Here is a 20,944-nt window from a genome sequence, read left to right as displayed (position 1 = left end):
GTCGGACTCGGGTCTTCGGGACGATATCGGGTTCCTCATCCGACGCCGCCTCGGCGTGCAGGCCCTAGGGTCGTTTCATGTTCTCCGGGTTCCAGATCAACATGTTCGTCGACGACGTCGAGCCGTGCGTCTCGTTCTACAGGGGGATCGGTTTCGAGGAGACCTACCGGACGCCTCGCGAGGGCGTCCCGGAACATGTCGAGGTCCGCAGCCTCGGCCTCACGCTGGGGATCGCGTCGGTCGCCGCTGCCCATGACGTGCACGGCCTCGACGTCTCCAGCGAGGGCAACGCGATGGAGGTCTGCCTCTGGTGCGACGACGCGGACGCGGCCTACCAGCTGATGCTTCGTGCCGGTGGCCGGCCGCTTAGGGCGCCGGAGGACTTCCAGGCCGGGCGCTTGCGCACGGCATGGGTTCTCGACCCGGCCGACAACCTCGTCGAGGTGGTCCAGCAGCGGTCGTAGCCGGCGCCGTCTCTCGCGCCGCACCGGTGCTCGCCTCATAGGGTGTCGGTGACCATGACGGGCAACGTGCTGGCGATCGACCAGGGCACCTCGGGTACCAAGGCCCTGGTCGTCTGTCCCGACCGTGGCGTCATCGGCGTCGGGGCCACCGCGGTCCGCCCCCGCTACGGCGCCGGCGGGGCCGTCGAGCAGGACCCGAGCGAGCTGCTGGCCTCCGTGCTGGATGCCGGGCATCAGGCGCTCGCAGCCGCGGGGGAGCCGGTCGCGGCCGTCGGCCTGGCCAACCAGGGCGAGACCGTGCTCGCGTGGGACCCCGCGACCGGGGAGCCGTACACCGACGCGATCGTCTGGCAGGACCGTCGCGCCGCTGAGATCTGCGCCGAGATGGGCGAGCACGCCGAGACGCTCGCCGAGACGACCGGACTGCCTCTCGACGCGTACTTCGCCGCGCCGAAGATGGCCTGGCTGCGCCGCCATCTCACCGGCGAGGGCATGGTCACGACCAGCGACAGCTGGCTCGTCCACCGGCTCACCGGCGAGCTCGTCACCGACGCCTCGACGGCCTCGCGGACGATGCTGCTCGACCTCGACACCTGCGAGTGGTCGATGGACGCGGTCTCCGCGTTCGGGCTCGCCGGGGAACGGCTGCCGAGGGTCGTCGACTGCGCCGGCGCCGTCGGGACGACCACGGCCTTCGGCCCGCCGGTACCGGTGAGCGGTCTGCTGGTCGACCAGCAGGCCGCACTGCTCGCGCAGGGGTGTCTCGACGCGGCGAGCGCGAAGTGCACGTACGGCACCGGGGCCTTCGTCCTGGCGAACGCGGGAGCCCCGGCTCGGCGGTCGAGGCACGGCCTCGTGGCGTGCGTGGCGTGGCGCCTCGCCGGCGATCCGACGTACTGCTTCGACGGCCAGGTCTACACGGTGGCCTCTGCTGTCCGCTGGCTCACCGACGTCGGGCTGCTCTCGGGGCCGGAGGACATCGACGGTCTCGGGCTCGGTGTCCACGACACGGGAGGGGTCACGTTCGTGCCCGCCTTCGCCGGGCTGGCGGCACCGTCCTGGCGCGGCGACGTACGGGCGGCCCTCGGCGGGCTGGGTCTGGAGACGACGCGGGGCCACGTCGTGCGCGCGCTCTGCGACGGCATCGCGGCGCAGGTGGTCGAGCTCAGCAACGCCATGGCCGAGGACCTGGGCTGTCCCCTGTCGATGCTGCGGGTCGACGGGGGGCTGACGCGCAGCAGGCTGCTCATGCAGACCCAGGCCGACCTCCTGCAGATGCCGGTCGAGGTGTACGCCTCCCCGGACGCCACCGCGCTCGGGGTCGCGACCGCCGCGCGGCTGGGCCTGGACCCGAGGCTGCGCCTTGCCGATGCCGTGCCTCGCTGGGAGCCGGCCGCGGTGTACGAGCCGGCGGTCAGCGCCGACGAGGCCATCGCCCGGCTGGCGAGCTACCGGGCGGCCGTTCGCCGGCTGACCGCGCGGGAGCCGACGTGAACCCGGCTGCGGGGTCCCGGGCGGCCTACGACGTCGTGGTCGTGGGCGCCGGCGTGGTCGGCTGCGCGATCGCGCGCGAGCTCGCGCACCGAGACCTCGCGGTCGCCCTCGTCGATGCCGCCTCCGACGTCGGCGAGGGGACCTCGAAGGCCAACACCGCGATCCTGCACACGGGTTTCGACGCGACGCCGGGGACGCTCGAGGCGAGCCTGGTCCGGCGCGGCCACGAGCTGCTGTCGGCGTACGCCGCCGACGCGGGCATCGCGGTCGAGCGCCTTGGTGCGTTGCTCGTGGCGTGGGACGACGAGCAGCGCGACGCCCTGCCGGGGCTGCGGGCCAAGGCCGAGGCGAACGGCTACCTCCGGACCCGCATCGTCGACGCCGACGAGCTCTACCGGCGGGAACCGCACCTCGGCCCCGGTGCGCTTAGCGCCCTCGAGGTCCCCGACGAGGCCATCGTGTGCCCGTGGACCACCCCGCTCGCCTTCGCCACCGAGGCGGTCTCCGGAGGGGTGGAGCTGCTCCTCGCGACCCGGGTCGAGTCCGTCTCGCCCGGGCACCGTGGTCTCGCGCACCGGCTGCGGACCAGCCGAGGGGAGGTGAGCGCCCGCTACGTCGTGAACGCCGCGGGGCTGTTCTCCGACGAGCTCGACCGGGTCTTCGGCCACGACGACTTCCGCGTCACCCCGCGCCGGGGACAGCTCATCGTCTACGACAAGCTGGCCCGCCCTCTGGTCCGCCACATCCTGCTGCCGGTGCCGAGCGTGCTCGGCAAGGGCGTGCTCGTCACGCCGACCGTCTTCGGCAACGTGCTGCTCGGCCCGACGGCCGAGGACCTCGAGGACAAGACCGACACCGGCTCCACGGCGCAGGGGCTGGCGCTCCTGCGCGACAAGGGCGCGCGCATCCTGCCGACGCTGGTCGCCGAGGAGGTGACGGCGGTCTACGCGGGCTTGCGGGCGGCCACCGAGCACGGCGACTACCAGCTGCGCGGACACGCCGATCAGGCCTACGTCTGCGTCGGTGGGATCCGCTCGACCGGCCTCACCGCGTCGATGGCGATCGCCGAGCACGTCGTCGGGCTGCTCCAGGAGGCGGGCCTCGACGCCCGGGAGCGCCACGACGTCGTCACGCCGCGGATGCCCACCATCGGGGAGGCGTCCCCGCGGCCGTACCAGCGCGCGGACCTCATCGCGGAGGACCCCGACTACGGGCGCATCGTGTGCCACTGCGAGCGGGTGAGCCTCGGTGAGATCCGCGACGCGCTCGGCTCGCCCATCCCGCCGCGCTCGATCGACGGACTGCGCCGCCGTACGCGCGCGCTCAACGGTCGCTGCCAGGGCTTCTTCTGCGGCGCGGAGGTCGAGGCGCTCGTCGAGCGCCGCCGGGCGATGGCCGGGGGCGGCGCGGAGGGCGGCCGGTGAGCGACCTCTTGGCCCGTGCCGTGGACGTCCTCGTCGTCGGGGCAGGCCCCGCGGGGCTGTCGGCTGCCATGGAGCTGGCGCGCGCTGGGGCCGGCGTCGTCGAGGTGCTCGATCGCGAGCAGCGACCCGGCGGAATCCCGCGCCACAGCCACCACACCGGCTACGGGCTGCGCGACCTGCACCGCGCCATGACCGGTCCGGCGTACGCGCGCCGCCGTACCGATCTCGCGCTCGAGGCCGGCGCGTGGCTGCGCACCGGGGTCACGGCCACCGGCTGGGCCGGCCCGCTCACGTTGGAGACGGTCAGCCCCGGCGGTCTGGAGCTCATCACCGCTCGCGCGGTCGTCCTGGCGACCGGTGCCCGCGAACGCCCGCGCTCGGCCCGGCTCGTGCCCGGCAGCCGCCCGTCAGGGGTGTACACCACCGGCCAGCTGCAGCAAGCGGTGTACGTGCACCACCAGCGCGTCGGCACGCGTGCCGTGGTCGTCGGCGCCGAGCACGTCTCCTTCTCGGCGGCGCTGACCCTGCAGCACGGAGGCGTCCGCGTGGCGGCCATGGTCACCGACCTGCCGCGCCAGCAGTCCTATCTCGCCTTCCGCGTCGCGGCGGCCGCGCGCTACCGCTTCCCGCTGCTCACCGGATCGGCGCTCACCCGCCTGCTCGGCCACCCCCGGCTGGAGGCGGTCGAGGTACGCCGGCCCGACGGCCGCCTCGAGGTCATCGAGGCCGACACGGTGGTGTTCACCGGCGACTGGATCCCCGACCACGAGCTCGCGCGACGCGGCGCACTGGCCATCGACCCGGGCACCCGCGGGCCGTCCGTCGACACCGCCCTGCGGACCTCGCGTCCCGGGGTCTTCGCGGTCGGCAACCTGCTGCGCGGTGTCGAGACGGCCGACGTCGTCGCGCTGGAGGGAGCGGCGGTGTCCGCCCAGGTGCTGGGCCATCTCTCCGGCGCCGTGCCGGAGCCCGACGTGGCCGTCAGGGCCGAGCATCCGCTGCGCTGGGTGGCGCCGAACCGCGTGGGCCCGACCGGCCCGCCCCCGCCCCGGGGACGCTTCGTGGTGTGGAGCACCGAGTTCGTGGCGCGCCCGGTGCTCGAGGTCCGCCAGGGACCTCGCCTGCTGCACCGTCAGCGATCGGGGCTCACCCTGGTGCCCAACCGCCCGGTGGACGTCTCCGCCCGCTGGGGGAGCCGCGTCGACCTCGACGCCGGTCCCGTGACGGTCAGCCTGCGCTGACCGCCGGCCCGTGTCAGGTGCGGCTCGACTCGACGCTGCGCCAGCCGAGCGCTCCCGCGAACAGGACCAGGCCGACGCCGGAGAGGACGTCGATCGCGCGCAGCGCCGTACGGTCGAGCCGCGCGCCGATCGCGGCCATCGAGCCGGCCAGCAGGAGGTGGGTCGTCAGGGAGCCGAGACCGGTCCCCACGACGAAGGCGACGGCGGCCGGCGTGCTCCCCGCGACCTGGGCGACGGCGGCGCCCGAGAACACAGCCGCCCAGGTGAGGATCGTCAGGGGGTTCGACGCGGTGGCCGCCAGCGCGGTGCGAAACGCCCGGCCGGTGGAGAACACCTCCTCGTCGGACTCCCCGCCGATCCGGACCCGGAACGCGTCGTGCAGCGTGCGGATCCCCAGGTACGCCAGCACTCCTGCGCCGAGCAGCCCGAGTCCGAGCCGGAGGGCGGAGGCCCGCAGGAGCACCGAGGCGCCGAGGGCACCGAGGGCGGCGTAGAGCAGGTCGACGGTCGCGGCGCCGCCGCCGATCGCCGCACCGGGGGCGAAGCCGAAGCGCGCCGACGTGCGGGCGCAGAGCAGGAAGATCGGGCCGACCTGCAGGGCGACGAGCAGCCCCACACCGTACCCGGCGAGGAGCGCGCTGGTCATCCGCGGAGGATACGGCTCAGGCCAGCGCGATGGACCGCTTGGCGAAGCCGAACATGTAGTCGTCGATCGGCGTCGTGGGGACCGCCGGTCGCGTCGCGGCGCCGAGGGTCACGAACAGCGGGGTGAAGTGCTCCACCGTCGGGTGGGCGTACGGCATCCCGGGTGCGTGCCGGAAGCGCGCCAGCTCGTCCCAGTCCACCGCGCCCAGCGCCTCCGCGGTCCACGTGTCGAAGTCCGCCGACCAGGCGGGGACGGCGTTGTTGACCCACATGTCGGCCGTGACGAACGGGAGCCCGTGGGTCATGAAGCCGGAGCCGACGACGAGCACGCCGTGCTCGCGCAGGGGACGCAGCCTGGCCCCGAGCTGCATCAGCCGGGCCGGGTCGTGCGTGGGCATGGACAGCTGGAGGACCGGTACGTCCGCGTGCGGGTACATCACCTTCAGCGGGACCCACGCGCCGTGGTCGAGGCCGCGCCGCGGGCTCACGTGCAACGGCTCGGTGTCCGGCATCAGCTTCGCGACCGCCTCCGCGAGCCAGTGCGCCGCCGGAGTCGGGTAGGTCATCCGGTAGTAGACGGGCGCGAACCCGCCGAAGTCGTACACGAGCGCGGTGCCCGCCTCGGGCGAGGAGAGCATCACCGGCGCGTGCTCCCAGTGCGCGCTGACGATCAGGATCCCAGTCGGCTTGGGCATGGCGAGCGCCCAGTCGTACAGCTGCGTCATCCAGTGCGCGTCGTTGAACAGCGGCGGGGCGCCGTGGCTGAGGTAGAGGCTCGGGAGCGGCCCGTCCGCCGGCGACCAGGCGCGCTGCGCACGGCTCTCCTCGCCACGCTCGCGCAGGAAGGCCTCGAAGGCACCCGCCTCGACCTCGGGGAACATCACGCTGAACACCTGGACGCCTCCTGGGGTCGCCTCGAGCAACTGTAGGCATAACTTGAACGTTCAAGCGAATGTTCCCGGGCCAGTCAGCACCGCCGAGTCGGCCGATCAGCCCCGCCGGCGCCCGTGGCCGGGCAGCATCGGGGGATGAGCTCGCCCGCCTTCCACACCATCATCGAGCCGTTCCGGATCCACTCCGTGGAGCCATTGCGGATGACCACACCGGACCAGCGGCACGCCGCCGTCGTCGAGGCCGGCTACAACCTGTTCCGGGTGCGGGCCCAGGACGTGCTCGTCGACCTGCTCACCGACTCCGGCACCGGCGCGATGAGCAGGGACCAGTGGGCCGCGATCCAGCACGGCGACGAGTCCTACGCCGGCTCGCCCTCCTACGACATCTTCCGCGACGCGGTGCGTGAGCTCTTCCCCTTCGAGCACGTCATCCCGACCCACCAGGGCCGCGCCGCCGAGCGGATCCTGTTCAGCGTGCTGGCCGGTCCCGGGAGGGTCGTGCCGAACAACACGCACTTCGACACGACGCGGGCCAACGTCGAGTACACCGGCGCGGAAGCGGTCGACCTGGTCATCGCCGAGGGGCGCGACCCGCACTCCGACCACCCGTTCAAGGGGAACATGGACGTCGAGGCCCTCGACGCGCTGCTCGACCGGCGCGGGGACGACGTACCGGTCGTGTTCGTCACCGTCACCAACAACAGCGGCGGCGGGCAGCCGGTCTCGTTGGCCAACCTCCACGCCGTGCGCGAGGTGTGCGACGCACACGGCAAGAAGCTGTTCCTCGACGCGTGCCGGTTCGCCGAGAACGCGTGGTTCATCCGCGAGCGCGAGCCGGGCCAGCACGAGCGCGACGTCCGCGACATCGTCCGCGAGATGGCCTCCCTCGCGGACGGCATGACGATGAGCGCGAAGAAGGACCCGATGGGCAACATCGGTGGCTGGCTCGCGATGGACGACGACGCACTCGCACAGGAGTGCCGCAACCTGCTCATCCTCACCGAGGGGTTCCCGACGTACGGCGGCCTCGCCGGACGGGACCTCGAGGCACTTGCGCAGGGGCTGCGCGAGGTCGTCGACCACGACTACCTGCGCTACCGGATCCGCTCGACGGCCTACCTCGGGGACGCGTTGCAGCGGGCCGGCGTGCCCGTGCTCACCCCCGTCGGCGGGCACGCGGTCTATCTCGATGCCCGGGCGCTGCTCCCGCACATCCCGCCGCTGCGCTACCCGGGCCAGGCCCTCGCGGTGGCGCTCTACGAGGCCGGCGGTGTCCGCAGCTGCGAGATCGGCACCGTGATGTTCGGTCGACGCCCTGACGGCAGCGAGGAGCCGGCCGCCATGGACCTCGTGCGGCTGGCCATCCCGCGGCGCACGTACACCCAGAGCCACATCGACTACGTGATCGAGGTCTGCGAGCACGTCGCCGGCCGGGCGGGCGAGCTCACCGGCTACCGCATCGTCGACGAGCCGCCGGCGCTACGGCACTTCACGGCGACCTTCGAGCCGGTCCAGTAACGACCGGGCTCACGACGCGGCACTCCTCGAGTGCCGCCGTTATCCCCAATCTGGTCTGCGGGGGTGGGCGTTGTCGGTGACCTCTCGTACATTTGTTGCATGCCTCCTGTCACCTCGGCCCTCGGCTTCCGGATCGAGGTGCTGCGCCCGTACGACGCCGTCGACGACACGGTCGAGGGACAGCGGCTGACCGCGTGGGAGGTGATGGACGGCGCGCTGCCGCCGGGGCCGGCCGCGATGGCGGTCCTGGCCCGGTTCGACCCGACGCTGTACCCGGTCGGGGTGCGGATCAAGTACGCCGAGGCGATGCAGCGCTGCGCCACCGCCTGCCACGCCCTCGCCCTGGAGGCGGTCGCGAAGGTGAGCGCCCCGGTGCCGGAGGACCTCCTCACTTTGTACCCGCTGGCGCCGATGGACGGCGACTTCACCGAGGTGAGCGACGCCGACCTGGCCATTGCGCTCAACGCCTCGGAGTTCGGTGTCGGCGAGCGGCGCAAGCTGGCCAGCGACCTGACCACCCGTTACCCGAAGGCCCGCGACGCGCTGGGCCGCGGCGCGATCACCATGGGCCACCTGTACGCGCTGCGCGAGCTGACGGCCGGGCTCTCCGACGAGCAGTGCGCCGTCGTGGAGCGGCGGGTGTTCCCCCGCGCGCAGTCCCAGAGCGTCTCCGCGTTCCGCCGCTCCGTACGCCGCGTCGTCGCCTCCCTCGACCCCGAGCAGCTGTCCGAGGCGTTCCTGCGGGGGACCAAGGACTTCGGGGTACGCCGCCACGAGCGTGACGACGGCACCGCGGGCCTGTGGATCGAGTCCGATGTCGTCACCATCCGCGAGCTGGACAACGCCATCCACGCCGAGGCCAAGGCCTGGGCCGCGCAGCGCGCCGCGCAGGGCAAGCCCCCGATACCGTTGCGGCTGCTCAAGCTCCTGGTGCTGCGCCGCTGGGCGCGCCTGAGCGGGATCGAGATCGCCCAGACCCCGCAGCTGACCGCCCTCCTCGAGCATATCGAAGCCGGCAGCCCCACCGACGAGCCCGCCGAACCCACCGAACCCATCGCCGACGCCCCCAGCGCGTATGGCTTCTCCGCTGACGAGCCGCAGCCAGCGGGACCCGTCGAGGAGGCACCCGTCGCGGACGGCGAGACCGTCGAGGACGCGCCCGGCGCGGCCGGCTTCTCCGCTGAGGAGCCAGAAGACGAGGGTCGGGACGAGGACGAGCCCGAGGAGGAGCCCGAGGACGAGCACGAGTACGTGCGTCTGCCGCTGTCCGAGCCCTGGACCCCGGAGGGGCTTCGCGCCGGACGGGACGCCACCCGCGAGGTCGTCGTACACGTCGACCTCACCACCCTGCTCGGCCTTCGCGAGGGGCACGCCGACCTGCCCGGCTACGGGCCGCTGCCGATCGAACTGGCCCGCGATCTCGCCCGCTCGAGCTCCTGGCGGCGGCTGGTCCACGAAGACGCCACCGGCCACCTGCTCGACCTCGGCCGGCGACGCTACCGACCGACGCCGAAGATGCGCGACCACCTCGTCGGCCTCGGCCAACGATGTAGCGCGCCCGGCTGCGGCCGGGCGGCCATGCAGTTCGACCACGCGATCCCGTGGAGCGAAGGCGGCGACACCGCTGTCAGCAACGCCAACCCGGCCTGCGTCCACCACCACCGGCTCAAGACGCTCTACGGCTTCTCCGCTGAGCGCCAGACCGACGGGTCCATCACCTGGACCACCCCCAGCGGCACCCACACCACCCCACCCGAGGACCACCGCATCACCAACTACGGCGAACCCCCCTGACCCAGCCGGCTCTCACGGCGCCGTCAGCGGCGCGTCGGGCAGCACGGCTTCGCAGGCGATCTCGACGAGGGCGCCCTGCCAGAGCTCAGCGACGCCCACGGCGGTCCAGGCCGGGTAGGGCGGGGTGAGGAACTCGGACGCGGCGGCGAGCAGCTGCTCCTCCTGCGCGGCCAGGCCGACGTGATAGGAGGTCACGGAGACGACGTCGACCCATGACGAGCCGGCTGCCGCGAGGGTCTCGGCGACGTTGGCGAAGGTGTTGCGGATCTGGGTGGCGGCGTCGGGCGGGTACACCTCGTCCGCGTCCTCGCCCGTGTGCCCGGTCACCAGCAGCCGGTTGCCGACCCGCACCGCGGCTGGGACATGGGTCGCCGCGAGGTAGCCTGCCCAGGCTTGCGTCTCCACGATCTGGCGTTTGCTGGAAGCCATCGATCTCTCCTCGACTCGCCCGCATGGGGACGTCTCGGACGAGGCTCCTCGCGCTGGCCCGCGTCGTCCACCCCTCGCCGGACACGGAGCAGCCCGTCATGTCCGAGGTCGCGAGTAGCGTCCCGATTCATGGCGTACGACGTGGAGCTGGCGGACCGGATCCGCGACCTCGTGACCGGTCGAGCAGGGGTCAGCGAGAAGAGGATGTTCGGTGGGATCGCGTTCCTTCTCGACGGGAACATGGCGATCGCGGCCAGCTCGCAGGGTGGGCTGCTGGTCTGCGTCGACCCCGCTGAGACGGACACCATCCTCGACTCGACGGGAGCAGAGGTCGCGGTGATGCGGGGTCGGCCGATGCAGGGCTGGCTGCGGGTGGCGGCCGCCGACGTGACGACCGATGACCGGCTCGGCGAGTGGGTCGACCGCTCGACGGATTACGCTGCCTCGCTGCCGCCCAAGTAGGCGCTCGTTCAGCGGATTCGGCGTCCGGTTGTGGTGCCAGGCGTTGACGTCATCACCTGCTCTGGCCAAGTCTGCGACCCGATCTGTCTCGCGTTAGCCTCGGTGGCACGGCCACGTACGACATCCCCTGAACGCTGCGGGTCGCCGAACGACGTCCTCCCCACGCCACCGGAGGCGAACTGTGACCGAGGTAGAAGAAGCGACACAGCCAACCTCGTTGGCACGTATGAGCCTGCCCACGCTCACCGCGATGGTCGTCGGTTCCATGGTCGGTGCGGGCGTCTTCTCGCTCCCCGCACGTTTCGGGGCCGCAACTGGCGTCCTGGGTGCGATCGTCGCCTGGATCGTCGCCGGTGTCGGGATGCTGATGCTGGCCCTGGTGTTCCAGAACCTCGCGATCCGCAAGCCACATCTGGATTCCGGTGTCTTCGCCTATGCAAAGGCCGGCTTCGGGGACTACGTCGGGTTCAACTCCGCGTTCGGGTACTGGGCGAGCGCCTGCGTCGGCAACTGCTTCTACTGGGTCTTCATCATGACCACGATCGGTCGCGCCTTTCCGAGCCTGGGCAAGGGCGACACGCTGCTCGCGGTAGCGCTGTCGTCCATCGGCGTGTGGGTGTTCCACGTCCTGATCGCGCGTGGCGTCAAGGAAGCAGCGGGGATCAACCGCATCGTCACGGTGGCCAAGCTGGTCCCGATCCTCGTCTTCATCCTCGTCGTCGCGCTGTCCTTCAGCTCGCACCAGTTCAAACTGAACTGGTGGGGAGGAGAGCCGGCGTCGCTCTCGACCCTGTTCACCCAGGTGCGCTCGACGATGCTCGTGACCACGTTCGTCTTCCTCGGGATCGAGGGCGCCTCGGTCTACTCCAGGTACGCGCGCCGCCGCGAGGACGTAGGCAGAGCAACGGTTCTCGGCTTCCTGAGCGTCCTGAGCATCTTCGCGCTGGTCACCCTCCTCTCCTACGGCGTCCTGCCGAGCAGCGAGCTCGCCGACGCTCGGCAGCCGTCCATGGGGACCGTGCTGGAGTCGCTCGTCCCGTGGGGGTCGACATTCATCAGCTTCGGGGTCGTCATCTCCGTGCTCGGCGCCTATCTCGCCTGGACCCTGATGGCAGCGGAGGTCATGTACATCCCCGCGACCAACGACGACATGCCGCGGTTCCTCAGGCGCCTGAACCCCGCCGGGAGCCCGATCGCGGCCCTGATCCTCACCTCGTTGCTCGTCCAGATCTTCCTCGTCGTCACGCTCGCGTCGGAGGACGCGCTCAACTTCATGCTGGACCTGTGCACCAGCCTGTCGCTGATCCCGTACTTCCTCGCCGCTGCGTACGCGTTGCAGATCGCCGTGCGTCGTGACACCTACGAGGCCGACCCGCAGACACGACGTCGCCATCTGTTCATCGGCACGTTGGCCAGCGTTTACACGCTGTTCCTCGTCTATACGGCGGGGGCGAAGTTCCTGCTCCTATCGTGTGTGATCTACGCGCCGGGCACGATCCTCTACGTCATGGCCCGCCGGGAGAACCGACGAAAGCTGTTCACGCCGCGGGAGCTCGTGCTGTGCGTCGTCCTGGTCACGGGTGGCCTGGTGGGCGTCATCGCTCTCGCTGCGGGAATCATCTCGATCTGAGAAGGTGGATCGATGGACCAGGAGTTCGGCGTTCATTCGGAGGTCGGCCAGCTTCGCAAGGTGATGGTGTGCGCACCGGGGCGTGCCCACCAGCGGCTGACGCCGACGAACTGCGACGACCTGCTGTTCGACGACGTCATGTGGGTCGACAACGCCAAACGTGACCACTTCGACTTCATGGCGAAGCTGCGCGACCGCGGGGTGGACGTCGTGGAGATGCACTCGCTCCTCGCGGAGACTGTGGCTCTCCCCGAAGCGCGCGCGTGGATCCTCGACCAGCAGGTCGTGCCGGACAAGGTCGGTCTCGACCTCGTCGAGGAGGTCCGTGCCTACCTCGACCAGCTCGACGACCGTGAGCTCGCGGAGACGCTGATCGGCGGGCTCTCCACGTATGAGTTCCCGGAGACCTACGGCGGGGACACCATCGGCCTGGTCCGCGACGCGGCGGGGGTGAACGAGTACCTGCTCCCCCCGCTGCCGAACACCCTCTACACACGCGACACGACCTGCTGGATCTATGGCGGTGTCACGCTGAACCCGCTCTTCTGGCCGGCGCGCCACGAGGAGACGATCCTCACCACGGCGATCTACCGGTTCCACCCGGAGTTCTCCGGCAAGGTGAACGTCTGGTGGGGCGACCCGACCAGGGACTGGGGCCGCGCGACCCTCGAGGGCGGGGACGTCATGCCCATCGGCAACAAGACGGTGCTGGTCGGCATGAGCGAGCGGTCCTCCCGGCAGGGCATCAGTCAGCTGGCGGCGGCCCTCTTCGAGCGGGGCGCGGCCGAGCGGGTCATCGTCGCGGCGATGCCGAAGTCGCGCGCGGCCATGCACCTCGACACGATCTTCACGTTCGCGGACCGCGACTGCGTCCTGGTCTATCCCGACATCGTGTTCGGCATCGAGGCGTTCTCCTACCGTCCGTCTGACCGGCCCGGAGGGATCGAGCTGCACAAGGAGGAGAAGCCGTTCCTCGAGACCGTGGCGAGTGCGCTCAACCTGCCGAAGCTGCGCGTCGTCGAGACCGGGGGCAGCGACTACCTGCGCGAGCGCACTCAGTGGGACAGCGGCGCGAACCTGGTGGCGGTCTCGCCGGGAGTGGTGTTCGCCTACGACCGCAACACCTACGCCAACACCCTGTTGCGCAAGGAGGGCATCGAGGTCATCACCATCGTCGGCTCCGAGCTGGGGCGCGGCCGTGGCGGCGGTCACTGCATGACCTGCCCGATCATCCGCGACCCGGTCGACTACTGACGCGATGTCCGCGCCGGCCGCCGAGGCGCAGGACAGCGACGGTTCCGAGACGTTCGCACCCGCGAAGGGCTTCAGCTTCCCCTCCGCGGTGACCACTCTCGCGATCGTCACCGTGCTGGTCTGGATCGCCGCTCTTCTCATCCCCGCCGGCGCGTATCGCACCGACCCGGACGGCTCGCCGATCCCGGGGACCTACCACCGGGTCCCGAACCCGCTGACCTTCGGCGAGCGGGTCCAACAGCTGCTGCTGGCGCCGGTCAACGGCACGTACGGGCTTCGCAACCCGGCCACCGGCGTGGTGGACACCGAGACGGTCGGGCGGATGTTCGGCCAGATCGGGGTGATCGTCTTCATCATGGCGATCGGAGCGTTCATCTCGGTCTCCTTCGCCACTCGAAGCCTCGAGGTGGCGATCGCCGCGCTGGCCCACCGGCTGCGCAGCAAGGGCTGGCTGCTCATCGTCACGGTGATGGTGCTCTTCTCACTGCTCGGCTCGACGATGGGCTTCTCGGTCGAGACGTTGGGCTTCTACGCCCTGTTCCTCCCGCTGATGGCGGCGCTCGGCTACGACCGGCTGGTCACCGCGGCGATGATCATCCTCGGAGCCCTCGCGGGCGTCATGGGAGCGACCGTCAACCCGTTCTCGATCGGGGTGGCCTCCGGGGAGGCGCGGGTCTCGATAGGCGACGGGATCGGCCTTCGGCTGCTCCTCTGGGCGGTGATCACCGGCCTGGCCGTCGCCTGGGTGCTTCGCTATGCGGCTCGGGTGCGCCGGGATCCGGCGGCCTCGCTCGTCGGCTGGGACGACCACACGGGTGAGTCCTCCGACGCCCCAGGCGAGACCCTGAGCGGCACCCAGAAGGTGGTGCTCGGCATCACCGTGGCGGCCTTCGGTCTGATGATCTTCTCGGTGATCCCGTGGTCGAGCATCCTCGGGGCGGCGACCGGTCCGGCGGACGACCTGACGCACGCGACCGCCGTGACGCCGTACTGGTTCGAGCTGAACTGGTGGTTCCCGCAGCTGGCGATGCTGTTCCTCATCGCCTCGGTCGTCGTCGGCGTGGTCGCGCGGATGAACGAGCGGGAGATCGTCCGGCTCATCGCCGCCGGCGCCGCGGACATGATGACCCCGGCACTGGTCGTCCTCCTCGCCGGCGGAGTCTCGGTCATCATGACCAACACCCGGACTCTGGACACGATCCTGCACTCGATGGAGCACCTCGTCGGTGGCGCGTCGGCCGGCGTCTTCGCGGCCGTGACGGTGCTCATCAACATCCCGCTCGCCTTCCTCATCCCGTCGAGCTCGGGGCACGCGACGCTCGCCATGCCGCTGCTCTCACCGCTCTCGGACTTCGCGGGCGTCGACCGGACGACGACCGTGACGGCCTGGGTCCTCGGGCACGGGCTGACGCTGATGGTGTCGCCAACCAGTGTCGTCCTCGTCGGGGGTCTGGCGATCGCACGCGTCGGCTACGACCGCTACCTGCGCTTCGTCTGGCCACTCGCGCTCGCGCTGCTGGTGGTGGCCATGGTGGCCGTGGCGCTCGCCGCGGCCGCGTGAGTCCTCAGTCGCGACCCTGCCAGGTCGCGACGCACGCCTCGTTGCCCTCGGGATCCGCGAGCACCCACCAGGACGGGGCGTGCTCGGCGCTCACCAGCCGTCCGCCGGCGGCGACCGCGGCGGCGATCCGCGTCTGCGCCTCGTCGTGCGGCACGCAGATGTCGACGTGGACCCGGTTGCGCTGCGGCCGTGGCTCGTCCATCTGCTGGAACCAGATGGTCGGCCAGCGGCCGTGGGGGTCGACCAGGTAGTCCCGTCCGGCGGCCTCGCGGTAGCCGAGGACGGCCAGCCAGAACGGCCGTACGGCCGAGAGGTCGAGCACGTCGATCGCCACCTCGACGTCCTGGACCGCCGCGGGGTCGGCCGCGACGCCGAGCTCGCGGGCCGCCGCCGAGATCTGCTGGGCCAGGGCCACGTCGCGATCGCTCAGCCCCTGCACGGAGTGGGTGACGAGGCGCACCGTGAGCCCGCCGTAGCGCAGGTCGACGTCAGGGTGGTGGTCGGCGGCGTCGGCGAGGCGGCCGATGACCTCGACCAGCGCCACGCCCGTCGAGAAGGACCCGGTACGGAAGTGGGCCGAGACGCCGGTGTAGAGGGCTCGCCAGTCCTCGACGCCCTCGGCGGCGTGGAACTGCCCTGCCGTGATCGGTTCGGTCATCCCGTCACGGTAGCGGCGGGGGATCCTCGCCGGTGAGCCCGTCGACGGACTCCCGGATGAGATCGGCGTGCCCGACGTGGCGGGCGTACTCCTCGACCATGTCGGCCACCAGCCGCCGCAACGTGGGCACCCTCCCGTCGGGCCATTCTCGCCGAGATAGGCGGTCCATGCCGCCCTCGGCCAGCGCCTGCGCGACCTCCTCGCGCGATCTGGCCACGGCGGCCCGCCACAGGGCGAACAGCTCCGCCGGGGAGTCCTGCGCGGCGGTGCGGAACTCCCAGTCGGGGTCGACATCGAAGTCCACCGACTCCCACGGCTGTCCGAGCCCGTGGTCGTTGAGCTTGAGCGAGAACGTGTTCGCCTCGACCAGCGCCATGTGCTTGAGCAGCCCGCCGAGGGACAGCGAGCTCGGGCCCAGCCGCGCGTTCATCCCCTCCGAGCCGAGCCCGCCGCACTTCCACGCCAGCGTGCGCCGCTGCCGCTCGAGCGAGCCCAGCAGGGTCGCGGTCTCGTCCCCGGCGTACGGCGGCTCGACCGCGACCGAGTACCGGCGGACGATGCCGGACAAGGTTGCGGCCAGGTCGGCGGGACGCGACCACATCGGCCAGTGCCCCGTGGGCAGGTCGACGTAGTCGACGGTGCGCAGCTCGGCGAGGCCGCCGATCCAGGCGTAGCCCTGGCCGACCCACTCCTGCAGCTGGGTGGCGGTCGCCGAGGTGCAGATCACCGTGGTCGGGACGTCCAGCCGCGCCTGGTTGGTCAGCACCGGCGCGTCGCGGATCGCCCCGCCCGGCTGGGGCAGCGCTCGCGCGCGGAAGGTGGCGAGCTGCTCCTCGCTGATCCCCTCGATGCTGTTCCCGTCCGCGACCAGACCCTCCCAGGAGGGCAGGGGCAGGTCGTCACCGGCGAAGTCCGGGTCCAGCGCCCCGGTGGCGGGTCCGGAGTCGACGTAGACCATGGCGGCGATCTGCTGGGGGATGCGGTCGCTGGCGGCGTACCCGGGAACTCCGGCGCCGCTGTGCACGGCGAGGACCACGGGGGCCCCGGCGGCGTAGACCGCGGCGCAGACCGCGTCGACGTGGTCCGCGAGTCGCACGCGGGCGCGGTCCTCGTCGGGGGAACGAAGGCCCGGGAGCGTCACGGCGGTGATGTCGTGCCCCTCGGCCCGCAGGATGTCGGCGACCTCGTCCCAGGCCCAGGCGCCGAGCCAGAATCCGGGGACCAGCACGATCGGCGGCGTCGTCATGGCTGGGACTGTAGGGAGTCCCGCCGACAGCGGGAGCCGAACGCGCTATCAAGCCGGGACTGGTCCCGGTCGATGCTGCTCTGGACGTCTGGAGGAGCCATGTCCACCACCGACCGGCCGGCGACCGGCCCGGCGCCCGGCTGGTACGTGCATCCGCACACCGGGCAGCCCGCTTGGTGGACCGGGCAGGGCTGGACCGCCGCGCCGCCCCCGGCACCGACGCCTCCGGCAGTCCCGCCCGCGACCCCCGCAACACCTGCCGCGGCCCCATCAGCCACGCCCGCGTCGACGCCGCCCGCCGCCCCGAGCTGGGCACCACAGGCGCAGGCCGGAGGCGCGGTCGACCAGTTCGGCTTCCCCGTTGATGCGACGTACGCGTCGCCTAGCCGGCCGGTGAGCGGCACGGTACGGATGAGCGGCAGCGGCGGATCCGGTCGCGGCACCTGGCTGGTCGTCACCGTGGTGGCGCTCGTCGCGGTCGTGGGCGGTCTCCTCGTGTTCCGTGGCCTGGGCAGGACCGCGCAGGCCGAGACGCAGACCGGGCAGCAGGCGATCAAGCAGGCCACGGACTCCGACGCGAAGCAGGCTCTCGTCAACGCCGCGCAGGCGATGGAGACGTGGTATTCCGACCACCAGAACTACGCGGTCCGGGGCCCGATCACGGGGATCAGCCGGACCGCGCACGTGGCCGTCGCCTCGACCGCACAGGGCTACTGCCTGCGGGCGTACACCACGACCGGGTCGGCTCAGGGTCCGGCCAACGGGTCCTGGTTCTGGTACGACTCGCAGGGCGGTGGGCTGCAACCCGTCGCCGGGCCGTCCTCGCCGAGCGCGGCCACCGGCGGCGCCTGCGCCGGGGCCGCGACGTTCACACCACTGAACTGACTCAGCTCTCCCACGCGGGCGCGACGTCCCGGCGGTAGCTACGCCCGAACACTCCGCTGACCACGGAGACGACCGGTCCCGGGATCTGGTGGGTCACGGCGGCCCGTACGTCGTCGTCGGCGCCGTCGAGCAACCAGGCGAAGTAGCGGCCGGCGCGAGCCGGGCTGACCTTCGCGAACTGCTTGCCCATCGCCTTGAGCTCGGGGCTGTCCCGCTTGGCCAGGAAGACCGGCTCCAGCTCGGCCTCCTCGTGGTCGAGGTGGGTGACGGCCACCTCGCGCAGCCGCTCGACGGCGGCGAGGGCGGCCTTCGCGTCGTCGGCGAGCGCGGTTCGCGCCAGCTCTGCCATGGCCGCGCGGACGTCGACGAGCGCGGTCTCCAGCGCCGCGTGCTCGCCGTCGAGCTCGGCCAGCAGGTCCGCCGACACCCCGACCGCTCGCAACGCGGGCCAAGCGATCTCGTGCTCGCCGTGGTGGTGGTAGGTGAACTGGTCGTCGAGGTTGGCCCAGGCCCGGTCGAGCTGCGTCGCTCGAACCTGGTTGCCCGCCGGGAAGGCCGACAGCGCCGCATCGAGGCGGTCCAGGTCGCGCCGGAACCCCGCGTGGATGGCCCTGTTCATGCTCATCTCGCCCATGGCCCGACCCTAGAGCTCCTCGGTTGCCCGCAGGGCCGGCGTGGTCGAAGGTGAACATGACATGAACGCACGGTGAACACTTGGGCCCAACGTCCCTGGGCGCATCGGGTGGCCGACGCCAGGATCGAGGCCACGGGACGGGACGGGACGGGCTGGCATGAGCGACGCGGTGGTCGAGGGCGCACCGGGCCGCTGGCGACGGCTGCCGGTCCTGGCCTGGCTGCCCAGGTACCAGCGGCCCTGGCTGCGCGGTGACCTGATCGCCGGCGCCGTCGTGGCTGCCCTGGCGGTGCCGCAGGCCCTCGGCTACGCGTCCATCGCCGGAGCCCCCGTCGAGGTGGGCCTGTACGCCGTCCCCGTGGCGCTGCTGGCCTACGCGCTGCTCGGCTCCTCGCGCGAGCTCATCGTCGGCCCCGTCTCGACGGTCTCGGTGCTGTCCGGCTCCTTCCTCGCCAGCTTCGGCGTCGCCGGCACCCTGCGGGCCGCCTCCTACACGGCCGCGCTCGCCCTGGCCTCCGGACTGGTCCTGCTGGCGTCGGGCTTCCTGCGGATCGGCTGGATGGCGGAGTTCCTCTCCAAGCCCATCGTCACCGGCTTCGTCCTCGGCCTGGTCATCCTGGTGATCCTGGGAGAGGTGCCGCACCTGCTCGGCGTCCCCTCGCCTCGGGGGCAGGTCGTGGAACGCATCGGCGCCCTGGAGGGAAGCCTGCAGAGCGGGCAGGCCAACGACATCGCGATCTGGATCTCGGTGGTGTCCCTCGTCGTCCTCTTCGGCGGACAGCGCCTCGCGCCACGGGCGCCCTGGGGGCTGATCGTGCTCATCGGCGGGCTGGCCGTCTCGCAGGCCTTCCATCTGAGGGCACACGGCGTCGAGGTGGTCGGACCGGTCCCACGCGGGCTGCCGACCCCCCAGCTGCCCAACGTCCAAGCGGGCGACCTCGGGGCGATCCTGGGTGCAGGGGCGGCGTTGGCCCTCGTGGGTCTCGCTGAGGGGCTGAGCGCCGCGCGCTTGTTCGCCGGGAAGGGCGGATACCCGATCGACGCCGACCAGGAGCTGCTGGCCGCCGGCGCCGCCAACGTCGCCTCCGGTCTCTTCGGTGGCATGGGCGTCGCCGGGAGCCTGACCAAGACCGCCGCGATGTCGGAGGCGCGTGGGCGCACCCAGGTCGCCGGGATGGCGGCCGCGGCCATGTCGATCGTGGTGATCGTCGCCATCGCCCCCGCACTGTCGGTCCTGCCCCGGGCGGTGCTCTCGGCGATCGTCGTCAACGCGGTGTGGCGGCTCATGGACTTCGGAGCGCTGCGCCGCTACGCGCGGGTGCGCCGCAACGACATCGTCGCCGCCGTCGTCGCGGCGGTTGGGGTCGTCCTCCTCGGTCCCCTCGACGGCCTGCTCATCGCGATCGCAGGCTCTGTGCTCGGCCTGGTCTATCGCTCGAGCCGGGTGGACATCGAGGAGATGGGCAAGGTGCCGGGGGAGAAGGCCGCCTGGGGCAGCGTGCGCAACCACGACGAACGACCCACCTTCCCCGGTGTCCTCGTGCTGCGGGTCGACGCCCCGATGTTCTGGGTGACCGCCGCGCCGATCCACGACCGCGTGCTCCGGATGGTCGACGAGCACCCGGGGACCCGGGCTCTCGTGCTCGACCTCGAGGCCACGAACCAGATGGACACCACGAGCGCCGACGCCCTGGCCGACCTGCTCGCGACCCTGCGCCGCCGTGGGGTCGACCTCTACCTGGTCCGGGTCATGTGGCCGGTGCGAGAGGCCCTTCGCCGATGCGGCTTCTTCGACGAGCTGGGGCCCGACCACTCGTGGCACAGCATCTCCCAGGGGGTAAGAGAGGCTCGCCACGCCCACGGTCTGCGCCACGTGCCGGCCCGCACCGGAGGCGCCAGCCCGGTCGAGCTGCCCGGGGAGGCCCTGCTCGAAGACGAGGAGGGCGCGGGGGAGCTCGGCGCTCACGAGCACATCGCGGCTCGCTCCGATGAGCCCGAGGAGCCGACGTCGGCTCAGCCCGAGCCGGCCGAGCCGAGGAAGAAGCGGAAGAAGGAGCATCATGCGCGCTGAGGACGTCCTCGTGGGTGCGGGCGGCGCCGAGCTCGGGGGTCGTCTCACCGTGCCCGACGATGCGGTCGCCGTCGTGGTCTTCGCCCACGGCAGCGGAAGCTCCCGGCACAGCCCGCGCAACCGCTACGTCGCCGACGTCCTGGGCGAGTCCGGGCTGGGCACCTTGCTGCTGGACCTGCTGACCGTGCGCGAGGAGGGTGATCGGGCGATGGTCTTCGACATCGACCTGCTCGCCTCCAGGTTGCTGGCGGTGACGGCCTGGCTGGGCACCCATGCCTCAACGACGGGCCGGCCGGTCGGCTACTTCGGCGCGAGCACCGGTGCGGGCGCGGCCCTCTGGGCGGCCTCGGATCCGGACTGTCTGGTTGCGGCCGTGGTCTCGCGAGGAGGCCGCCCCGACCTGGCCGGTGCCCGGCTCGGCCTGGTGCGGGCACCGACACTTCTCATCGTCGGCGGCAACGACGACCTGGTCGTCGAGCTGAACCGTGAGGCGCAGGCTCTCCTGAGCTGCGAGAACCGGCTCGAGGTCATCCCCGGCGCGACCCACCTGTTCGAGGAGCCCGGGGCCCTGGACCGAGTCGCCGATCTGGCGGCCGACTGGTTCGTCCGGCACCTGGCCCCCCAGACCTGAGCAGCGGCCC

Annotated in this window: 18 protein-coding genes and 1 pseudogene; 13 read left to right on the top strand and 6 right to left on the bottom strand. The window is 71.9% G+C overall.

Annotated elements, in window-relative coordinates:
- Positions 1 to 77: 77 nt before the first annotated feature.
- From VMI11_05650 to VMI11_05635, 4 genes are read left to right on the top strand one after another with little or no spacing between them, the layout of a single operon-like run.
- Positions 78 to 464: a VOC family protein gene (locus VMI11_05650; protein ID HTY71893.1), complete on the top strand. Its 387-nt coding sequence runs from the start codon at positions 78 to 80 to the stop codon at positions 462 to 464.
- A 54-nt stretch (positions 465 to 518) separates the two neighbouring features.
- The gene (locus VMI11_05645) at positions 519 to 1,958 is read left to right on the top strand and encodes an FGGY family carbohydrate kinase (protein ID HTY71892.1); all 1,440 of its coding nucleotides are present in this window, start codon (positions 519 to 521) and stop codon (positions 1,956 to 1,958) included.
- A complete protein-coding gene (locus tag VMI11_05640; GenBank protein HTY71891.1) occupies positions 1,955 to 3,382 on the top strand; it encodes an NAD(P)/FAD-dependent oxidoreductase in 1,428 nt (475 codons plus the stop codon). Before VMI11_05645 ends, VMI11_05640 begins: the two co-directional genes overlap by 4 nt.
- A complete protein-coding gene (locus tag VMI11_05635; GenBank protein HTY71890.1) occupies positions 3,379 to 4,623 on the top strand; it encodes an NAD(P)/FAD-dependent oxidoreductase in 1,245 nt (414 codons plus the stop codon). The genes VMI11_05640 and VMI11_05635 overlap by 4 nt, the downstream gene beginning before the upstream one ends.
- Positions 4,624 to 4,636: 13 nt before the next feature.
- Here VMI11_05635 and VMI11_05630 read toward each other — a convergent pair whose 3' ends face one another.
- Together VMI11_05630 and VMI11_05625 are read right to left on the bottom strand one after the other, a co-directional pair.
- Positions 4,637 to 5,269 carry a LysE family transporter gene (locus VMI11_05630; protein HTY71889.1) on the bottom strand — a complete coding sequence of 211 codons (633 nt, stop codon included), beginning with the start codon at positions 5,267 to 5,269 and terminating at the stop codon, positions 4,637 to 4,639.
- 16 nt (positions 5,270 to 5,285) lie between these two features.
- Positions 5,286 to 6,161: a class III extradiol ring-cleavage dioxygenase gene (locus tag VMI11_05625; GenBank protein ID HTY71888.1), complete on the bottom strand. Its 876-nt coding sequence runs from the start codon at positions 6,159 to 6,161 to the stop codon at positions 5,286 to 5,288.
- A gap of 135 nt (positions 6,162 to 6,296) precedes the next feature.
- On the opposite strand from VMI11_05625, the gene VMI11_05620 reads away from it, so the two are divergent.
- Together VMI11_05620 and VMI11_05615 are read left to right on the top strand one after the other, a co-directional pair.
- Positions 6,297 to 7,679 (top strand): tryptophanase, encoded by a 1,383-nt coding sequence (locus tag VMI11_05620; protein HTY71887.1) that lies wholly within the window; start codon positions 6,297 to 6,299, stop codon positions 7,677 to 7,679.
- Between the two features lie 99 nt (positions 7,680 to 7,778).
- Positions 7,779 to 9,473, top strand: coding sequence for a DUF222 domain-containing protein (locus tag VMI11_05615; GenBank protein ID HTY71886.1), 1,695 nt, complete (start codon positions 7,779 to 7,781; stop codon positions 9,471 to 9,473).
- 12 nt (positions 9,474 to 9,485) lie between these two features.
- Here the strand turns inward: VMI11_05615 and VMI11_05610 are convergent, their stop codons facing one another.
- A complete protein-coding gene (locus VMI11_05610) occupies positions 9,486 to 9,902 on the bottom strand; it encodes a Rid family hydrolase (GenBank protein HTY71885.1) in 417 nt (138 codons plus the stop codon).
- A gap of 129 nt (positions 9,903 to 10,031) precedes the next feature.
- On the opposite strand from VMI11_05610, the gene VMI11_05605 reads away from it, so the two are divergent.
- The 4 genes from VMI11_05605 to VMI11_05590 all read left to right on the top strand — a co-directional run bounded on the left by VMI11_05605 (position 10,032) and on the right by VMI11_05590 (position 14,809).
- Positions 10,032 to 10,364, top strand: a complete 333-nt coding sequence (locus VMI11_05605; GenBank protein ID HTY71884.1) for a TfoX/Sxy family protein — start codon at positions 10,032 to 10,034, stop codon at positions 10,362 to 10,364.
- Positions 10,365 to 10,590: 226 nt separating this feature from the next.
- Complete coding sequence (locus VMI11_05600) at positions 10,591 to 11,994, top strand: basic amino acid/polyamine antiporter (GenBank protein ID HTY71883.1); 1,404 nt, start codon at positions 10,591 to 10,593, stop codon at positions 11,992 to 11,994.
- Positions 11,995 to 12,006: 12 nt separating this feature from the next.
- The gene (locus VMI11_05595; protein HTY71882.1) at positions 12,007 to 13,248 is read left to right on the top strand and encodes an arginine deiminase; all 1,242 of its coding nucleotides are present in this window, start codon (positions 12,007 to 12,009) and stop codon (positions 13,246 to 13,248) included.
- Positions 13,249 to 13,252: 4 nt separating this feature from the next.
- The gene (locus VMI11_05590) at positions 13,253 to 14,809 is read left to right on the top strand and encodes a YfcC family protein (GenBank protein ID HTY71881.1); all 1,557 of its coding nucleotides are present in this window, start codon (positions 13,253 to 13,255) and stop codon (positions 14,807 to 14,809) included.
- Between the two features lie 4 nt (positions 14,810 to 14,813).
- Here VMI11_05590 and VMI11_05585 read toward each other — a convergent pair whose 3' ends face one another.
- Entirely contained in the window at positions 14,814 to 15,467 is a 654-nt protein-coding gene (locus tag VMI11_05585; protein HTY71880.1) for a VOC family protein, read from the bottom strand.
- A gap of 4 nt (positions 15,468 to 15,471) precedes the next feature.
- Entirely contained in the window at positions 15,472 to 16,713 is a 1,242-nt protein-coding gene (locus VMI11_05580; protein ID HTY71879.1) for an alpha/beta fold hydrolase, read from the bottom strand.
- A 99-nt stretch (positions 16,714 to 16,812) separates the two neighbouring features.
- Here VMI11_05580 and VMI11_05575 point away from each other — a divergent pair, with 99 nt between their 5' ends.
- A complete protein-coding gene (locus VMI11_05575) occupies positions 16,813 to 17,598 on the top strand; it encodes a type IV pilin protein (protein HTY71878.1) in 786 nt (261 codons plus the stop codon).
- Between the two features lies 1 nt (position 17,599).
- Here the strand turns inward: VMI11_05575 and VMI11_05570 are convergent, their stop codons facing one another.
- A complete protein-coding gene (locus VMI11_05570) occupies positions 17,600 to 18,232 on the bottom strand; it encodes a hemerythrin domain-containing protein (protein HTY71877.1) in 633 nt (210 codons plus the stop codon).
- A 157-nt stretch (positions 18,233 to 18,389) separates the two neighbouring features.
- Between VMI11_05570 and VMI11_05565 the strand changes: the two genes are divergently transcribed.
- Positions 18,390 to 20,303, top strand: coding sequence for a SulP family inorganic anion transporter (locus VMI11_05565; protein HTY71876.1), 1,914 nt, complete (start codon positions 18,390 to 18,392; stop codon positions 20,301 to 20,303).
- A pseudogene (locus tag VMI11_05560) lies at positions 20,296 to 20,934 on the top strand (phosphoribosyltransferase). The gene VMI11_05565 and the pseudogene VMI11_05560 overlap by 8 nt, the downstream one beginning before the upstream one ends.
- Positions 20,935 to 20,944: the final 10 nt, after the last annotated feature.

This window comes from Actinomycetes bacterium, assembly GCA_035506535.1.
Classification (GTDB): domain Bacteria; phylum Actinomycetota; class Actinomycetes; order DATJPE01; family DATJPE01; genus DATJPE01.
This window is presented reverse-complemented; position numbering and strand designations above follow the sequence as displayed.

Coding starts and splice junctions, on each gene's coding strand:
- VMI11_05645 (HTY71892.1), top strand. CDS start 519: ATGACGGGCAACGTGCTGGCGATCGACCAGGGCACCTCGGGTACCAAG.
- VMI11_05615 (HTY71886.1), top strand. CDS start 7,779: ATGCCTCCTGTCACCTCGGCCCTCGGCTTCCGGATCGAGGTGCTGCGC.
- VMI11_05600 (HTY71883.1), top strand. CDS start 10,591: ATGAGCCTGCCCACGCTCACCGCGATGGTCGTCGGTTCCATGGTCGGT.
- VMI11_05590 (HTY71881.1), top strand. CDS start 13,253: ATGTCCGCGCCGGCCGCCGAGGCGCAGGACAGCGACGGTTCCGAGACG.
- VMI11_05575 (HTY71878.1), top strand. CDS start 16,813: ATGTCCACCACCGACCGGCCGGCGACCGGCCCGGCGCCCGGCTGGTAC.
- VMI11_05630 (HTY71889.1), bottom strand. CDS start 5,269: ATGACCAGCGCGCTCCTCGCCGGGTACGGTGTGGGGCTGCTCGTCGCC.
- VMI11_05620 (HTY71887.1), top strand. CDS start 6,297: ATGAGCTCGCCCGCCTTCCACACCATCATCGAGCCGTTCCGGATCCAC.
- VMI11_05605 (HTY71884.1), top strand. CDS start 10,032: ATGGCGTACGACGTGGAGCTGGCGGACCGGATCCGCGACCTCGTGACC.
- VMI11_05570 (HTY71877.1), bottom strand. CDS start 18,232: ATGGGCGAGATGAGCATGAACAGGGCCATCCACGCGGGGTTCCGGCGC.
- VMI11_05580 (HTY71879.1), bottom strand. CDS start 16,713: ATGACGACGCCGCCGATCGTGCTGGTCCCCGGATTCTGGCTCGGCGCC.
- VMI11_05595 (HTY71882.1), top strand. CDS start 12,007: ATGGACCAGGAGTTCGGCGTTCATTCGGAGGTCGGCCAGCTTCGCAAG.
- VMI11_05585 (HTY71880.1), bottom strand. CDS start 15,467: ATGACCGAACCGATCACGGCAGGGCAGTTCCACGCCGCCGAGGGCGTC.
- VMI11_05650 (HTY71893.1), top strand. CDS start 78: ATGTTCTCCGGGTTCCAGATCAACATGTTCGTCGACGACGTCGAGCCG.
- VMI11_05565 (HTY71876.1), top strand. CDS start 18,390: ATGAGCGACGCGGTGGTCGAGGGCGCACCGGGCCGCTGGCGACGGCTG.
- VMI11_05610 (HTY71885.1), bottom strand. CDS start 9,902: ATGGCTTCCAGCAAACGCCAGATCGTGGAGACGCAAGCCTGGGCAGGC.